5 protein-coding genes are annotated in these 5,848 nt (G+C 69.7%); 3 read left to right on the top strand and 2 right to left on the bottom strand.

Translation table 11 applies throughout. The annotated features are described in order from the left end of the window. The first annotated feature begins 367 nt into the window (after positions 1 to 367). Positions 368 to 1,771, top strand: coding sequence for an FAD-linked oxidase C-terminal domain-containing protein (locus tag GBZ26_RS26215; RefSeq protein ID WP_174441352.1), 1,404 nt, complete (start codon positions 368 to 370; stop codon positions 1,769 to 1,771). Between the two features lie 45 nt (positions 1,772 to 1,816). On the opposite strand, the gene GBZ26_RS26210 is transcribed toward GBZ26_RS26215, so the two are convergent. Then, positions 1,817 to 2,698, bottom strand: a complete 882-nt coding sequence (locus GBZ26_RS26210) for an NAD(P)-dependent oxidoreductase (RefSeq protein WP_174441351.1) — start codon at positions 2,696 to 2,698, stop codon at positions 1,817 to 1,819. A 363-nt stretch (positions 2,699 to 3,061) separates the two neighbouring features. On the opposite strand from GBZ26_RS26210, the gene GBZ26_RS26205 reads away from it, so the two are divergent. Together GBZ26_RS26205 and GBZ26_RS26200 are read left to right on the top strand one after the other, a co-directional pair. Then, a complete protein-coding gene (locus GBZ26_RS26205) occupies positions 3,062 to 3,292 on the top strand; it encodes an SMc00767 family acetate metabolism repressor (protein ID WP_014241201.1) in 231 nt (76 codons plus the stop codon). A gap of 162 nt (positions 3,293 to 3,454) precedes the next feature. Continuing rightward, positions 3,455 to 3,643, top strand: coding sequence for a hypothetical protein (locus GBZ26_RS26200; RefSeq protein WP_174441350.1), 189 nt, complete (start codon positions 3,455 to 3,457; stop codon positions 3,641 to 3,643). A 28-nt stretch (positions 3,644 to 3,671) separates the two neighbouring features. Here GBZ26_RS26200 and GBZ26_RS26195 read toward each other — a convergent pair whose 3' ends face one another. Next, positions 3,672 to 5,807 (bottom strand): hybrid sensor histidine kinase/response regulator, encoded by a 2,136-nt coding sequence (locus GBZ26_RS26195; protein ID WP_174441349.1) that lies wholly within the window; start codon positions 5,805 to 5,807, stop codon positions 3,672 to 3,674. Positions 5,808 to 5,848 lie beyond the last annotated feature (41 nt).

The following is a 5,848-nucleotide window of genomic DNA, read 5'->3' as shown; positions in this document are numbered from 1 at the left end:
GGACCGCGGCCCAGGGGACAGGGCGGCGAGGGGGGGGGGGGCGGGGTGGGCGGCCGAACGCGGGGGGGGCGGGGGTAGGGGGGGGGGGGGAGGGGGGTAACCCCTCCCCCGCCCGGGGGGGGGGAAGGGGCCGGCGCCGCGGGCGTGGAAGGGGGGAGGATAATGCCAAGCATTGGTGTCTTGATCCTTGCGCGACCCTCACCCGGCGCCTTCGGCGCCACCCTCTCCCGGGGCGGGAGAGGGACTTAAGCGCAAGCCCCCCACCCATGCGCGCGAGTCGCTTGTCTGCGCGGGCGGCGGGGCTTAGCTTCTCCGGTCCTACCACCGCACGGCATCGTGCCAAAAGGACCCCCGGGGAGATTCGTCCATGACCGCCGTACCCGCCGCCCAGCCTCGCGTCGCCTTCACCGACGAGATGAAGGCCGAGTTCAAGGCCCTGCTTGGGGACCGCTTCACCACCGCCGCGGCGGTGCGCGAGCATCACGGCAAGGACGAGTCCTACCACCCCAACTTCCCGCCCGACGGCGTCGCCTTCGCCGCCTCCACCGAGGAGGTCAGCGCCGTCGTCAAGCTCTGCGCCAAGCACAAGCTGCCGATCATCCCCTTCGGCACCGGCACCTCGCTGGAGGGCGGCGTCGCGGCGCTGGCCGGCGGCATCTGCATCGACGTGTCGACCATGAAGGAGGTCCTGCGCGTCAGCCCGGAGGACCTCGACGTCACCGTCCAGGCCGGCGTGACCCGCAAGCAGTTGAACGAGCATCTGCGCGACACCGGCCTGTTCTTCCCCATCGATCCCGGCGCCGACGCCTCGCTGGGCGGCATGGCCTCGACCCGCGCCAGCGGCACCAACGCCGTGCGCTACGGCACCATGCGCGAGAATGTGCTGGGGCTGACCGTGGTGCTGGCCGACGGCCGGATCATCAAGACCGGCGGGCGCGCCCGCAAGTCGGCCGCCGGCTATGACCTGACCCGCCTGTTCGTCGGGGCGGAAGGCACGCTCGGCATCATCACCGAGGTGACGCTGCGCCTCTACGGCATTCCGGAGGCGATCTCAGCGGCGGTCTGCCCGTTCAACGACATCCGCGGCGCCGTGGACACGGTGATCCAGACCATCCAGTCCGGCATTCCCGTCGCCCGCATCGAGCTGCTGGACGAGGTCCAGATGGACGCGGTGAACAAGTATTCCAAGCTGGACTACACGGTCGCCCCGACCCTGTTCTTCGAGTTCCACGGCACCGCCGCCGGCGTGAAGGAGCAGGCGGAGATGGTCGCGGCCATCGCCGCGGAGTTCGGCGGCAGCGAATTCACCTGGGCGACCCGTCCGGAGGACCGCTCCAAGCTCTGGCAGGCCCGCCACGACGGCTATTACGCGGCGCTGGCGCTGCGCCCCGGCTCCAAGGGCTGGCCGACCGACGTCTGCGTGCCGATCTCGCGGCTGGCCGACTGCATCCTGGAGACCAAGAAGGACATCGCCGAATCCTCGATGCTGGCCCCGCTGGTCGGCCATGTCGGCGACGGCAACTTCCACCTCGTCTACGTCATCGACCCCGACAAGCCGGAGGAGATGGCCGAGGCCAAGCGCCTGAACGACCGCATGGTCGACCGGGCGCTCGCCATGGGCGGCACCTGCACCGGCGAACACGGCATCGGCTACGGCAAGATGGAATTCCTGGAGAAGGAGGCCGGCGACGCCTTCGCCGTGATGGGCGAGCTGAAGCGCGCCTTCGACCCGGAGAACCGGATGAACCCCGGCAAGGTCGTCCGCATCTGAAGACAGGGAAAGGGGAGCGCCGCGGCGCTCCCCATCTCCTTTCTCTCAGCGCGTCATGCGCGTCATCAGGCTGGAGGTGTCCAGCCGGTTGCCGCCCATCGCCTGGACCTCGGCGTAGAACTGGTCGACCAGGGCGGTGACGGACAGGCTGGCGCCGTTGTTGCGCGCCTCGCCCAGGACGATGCCAAGGTCCTTGCGCATCCAGTCCACGGCGAAGCCGAAGTCGAACTTGCCGTCCAGCATCGTCTTGGCGCGGTTGTCCATCTGCCAGGACTGGGCCGCCCCCTTTCCGATCACGTCCACGACCTTGTGGCCGTCCAGCCCGGCCTTCTGCGCGAAGGCCATGCCCTCGGCCAGACCCTGCAGCAGCCCGGCGATGCAGATCTGGTTGACCATCTTGGTCAGCTGGCCGGCGCCCGCCGGGCCCATGTGGGTGACGGAGCGGCCGTAGCAGGCCATCAGCGGCTGGGCGCGGGCGAAGGCGTCGGCTTCGCCGCCCACCATCACGGTCAGCACCCCGTTCTCCGCCCCGGCCTGCCCGCCGGACACCGGCGCGTCGAGGAAGAACAGGCCGCGCGCGCGGGCCAGCTCGGCCATCTCGCGCGAGACGGTGGCGGACACCGTGGAATGGTCGGCGACGATGGTGCCGGGCTTCATGGCGCCCATCGCCGCGCCGGCCACCGCCCGGACGTCGTCGTCGCCGCCGACGCAGAGGAAGACCACCTCGGCGTCGCGGGCGGCCTCGGCCGGGGTGGCGGCGCTGGCCCCGCCGAAGCGGGCGGTCCAGGCCTCGGCCTTGGCGGCGGTGCGGTTGAAGACGGTCACCCGGTGGCCGCCTCGGACGGCCAGATGGCCGGCCATGGGAAAGCCCATCGTGCCAAGCCCCAGAAAGGCGACGGAGCGGGAATCGGTCGCGGTGTCGGCCATGGTCCTGTCTTTCGTTGCTGTATCGGCTGCGGATCGTTTTTGTCGGCGTGTGCCCTTGTGCCGCCAAGCTAGGCCCGCCGCGCGTCCCGATCAAACGCCGTGCGCCGAGTGCCGCGCGATTGAAGAGCGCCGCAGCCGTTCCCCCATCCGGCATCCCCAGGCAGCGGCACTCTGCCGCGGGAGGCATGACTCTTTCGAACGAGGTTGTCTTGCCGCGCCCTTGCTACCGGCGCGTGATGTGTTAAGACGTAAATGCCGGGTTTGCAGCGCAGCACCCGGCCATGCCGGCGCAACGGCGCCGGTGAACCAGGGCAGAGCCGGGGCCGCAAGACCCGGGCCGGAGAACAAGGGAAGGATAGCCGCATGACGAATCAGTCGGGTTTCCAGGATGCGCCGCCGGACGAGCGTTCGAACCTCACGGACGAGCAGGAAAGCGCCATCCGCGTCCTCGCCAACAGCCTGCACCGCCTGAACGACGCCGTCGTCAAGGCCGTGGAAGCCGGCGTGACGGTCGAGCTGATGCGCACGGCCCGCTATCACAACGCGACGGGCAACTGGGGCGACCAGCTCACCCCGATGATCCGCACCAAGTAAGCGGCTCATCCCATCCGACCGGAAGGCCTCCCGTCCGAAAGGACAGGGAGGCCTTTCTCTTTTCGGCATGCCCCATCCTGTCCCACCATTGTTCCCGTCGCGGTGCGGAACCGCGGCGCCCTTCGCCGGTTCCCTCCTTTTGGCCCCAGCAAGGAAATGGTCATGAAGGACGCTCAGAACCACACCCCGCAGCGTCAGGGGCAGCGTCAGGGCATGAACGACCGCGAAGCGTTCTGGCGCATGCATTCCCTGTCCGAACCGACCTTCACCGACCTCACCCACGGCATCTTCCTGGGGCTGGTCTGGTCGGCGGTGCTGTGGGCGCCGATGTTCATCAGCGTTCTGCTCTGACCCTTCCGTCCGCTCAGAACAGCCCCGGTCAGACGGCCCTCGCGGTGCGGAGCAGGGCGCGGACGCGGGCGGCGAGCTGGTCCGGGGTGAAGGGCTTGGGCAGGACCGCGGCATCGGCCCGCAGGCCAGTCAGCGATTCGGGGCTGTAGCCGGAAATCAGCAGAACCCGGATGCCGGGCCAGCGCTCCTGGACCCGCCGCGCCAGATCGATTCCCGACACGCCGTAGGGCATCACCACGTCCGTCACGATCACGTCGAAGGCGTTGTCCTGCTCCAGGATCTCCAGCGCGGCGGCGCCGTGATCGGCGGTCGCCACCTCGAAGCCCTCCTGGGTCAGCCCCTCCACGGTGGCCATCAGGACCAATGCGTTGTCCTCGACCACCAGCAGGCGCACCGGGCCGGCCGGGGCCGTCTCCGCCGCGTCGGGCACGGCTTCCGGCTCCGGCACCCGCCCGGACACCGGCAGGGTGATGCGGACGACCGTTCCGCGGCGCGGCGCGCTGGAGATGGTGGCGTTGCCGCCCGACTGCCGGGCGAAGCCGTAGACCATCGACAGCCCCAGGCCCGTCCCCTTGCCGTGCGGCTTGGTGGTGAAGAAGGGTTCGAAGGCGCGGGCGGCGACCTCCGGCGGCATGCCGCCGCCGGTGTCGGTGATCTCCAGAACGGCCAGCGGGCCGTCGGGCGTTTCCTCCGGTCGGGCGGCGATGCGGATTCGTCCGCCCGCCGGCATCGCGTCGCGGGCGTTCACCACGAGATTGAGCACCGCCAGCTCCAGTTGGACCGGGTCGACCTCAACCGGCAGCGGAGCGGCGGGAAGCGCCCAATCCAGCGCGATGTCGGCGCGGATGGAGCGTTCCAGCAGATCGGCCATGGCGCGCAGGGCATCCCCCAGATCGATCACCTTGGGGTCCACCGCCTCCTGGCGCGAGAAGGCCAGCAATTGCCCGGTCAGCGTCCGGGCGCGTTCCAGCGCGGTGCGGGTGCCGTCCAGATAGCGCGTGCCCTCCGCCGGCAGATGCCGTTCCATCAGATGCAGGTTGGCCAGGGCGGCGGTCAGCAGGTTGTTGAAGTCGTGGGCCACGCCCCCGGTCAGCTGGCCCAGCGCCTCCAGCTTCTGCGACTGGCGCAGCGCGCTCTCCAGCGACTCGCGGGCGCGGGCCTCCTCGGTCCAGCGGCGGACGGCGCGCATCTCGCTCTGCGCGCGGCGAAGCGCCAACAGGGTGATGCCGATCAGAGCCAGCATCGCCGGCACGGTGAAAGCGGCGTATGTCAGGACGTTGTGCGCCCAGCCGGCCCGGATCTCGGCGATCGGGATGCCGTAGGTGACGTAGATCGGGTAGGGCGTGACCTGCATGAAGCCGTTGAGTCTCGCCACGCCGTCGAGGCGGCCCCGTGTGCGGAATACGCCTTCGGTCTTCCCGGCCGCCATGGCGCCGAGCAGGAAGCTGTCCGCGGCATGACGGGCCTGGCGATCGCCCATCGAAGGGAAACGGACCAGAACCGAGCCGTCGTGGCGGACGAGGGAGATCGCCTCCTTCGGACCGGCGACGACGAGTTGATAGAAATCGGCCAGATAGTCGGTCAGCACCGCGGTCAGCAGCACGCCGTTGAACGGTCCTTCCGGGCCGCCCGTGGCGGCGCGGCGGCGCGTGACGTTGAACTGCCGCTTGCCCGATCCGCGCCCGGTGATTGCCTCGCTGACAAGGATGCCGGCGTCGCTGGCCGCCTGGGTGCGGAAATACTCCCGGTCGCCGACGTTGACCAACGGGGCCGGGAACAGGCGGTTGTCGTTGCGCAGCGCGCCGTTGGGATCGACCAGCCCGACGACGCCGATCTGTGGGACCTCTTCGACCAGAGTCCTCAGATAGCCATGCAGATCATCGGAACGGCCGATCTCGTCCCAGCTCATGCCGGCGGTCCGCTCGTCCAACCGGTCCAGGACCTGTTCGACCGTGTCGAAAACCTTCTGCATGTGCTCGTGCAGGATCAGCACGGTCTTGCGGATGTTGCGCTCGGCCTGCGCTTCCTCGTCGTGAAAGTCGCGCCAGGCGATGGCCGTGAACAGCAGCGTGGGAAGCAGGACGGATGCCACCAGGAGGATGCGCAGAAGGCGCACCATTCCCGCCGATTCGGTTGCCAGGGCGTCGAGGTAACGAAGAGGCATGGGCTGCAGGGCTGCGGGGCTGCGGGCTGACGGCGGGGAGG

This window comes from Azospirillum formosense, assembly GCF_013340925.1.
Lineage (GTDB): Bacteria > Pseudomonadota > Alphaproteobacteria > Azospirillales > Azospirillaceae > Azospirillum > Azospirillum formosense.
The sequence above is the reverse complement of the archived record's forward strand: the minus strand, read 5'-3'. Positions and strand labels throughout refer to the sequence as shown.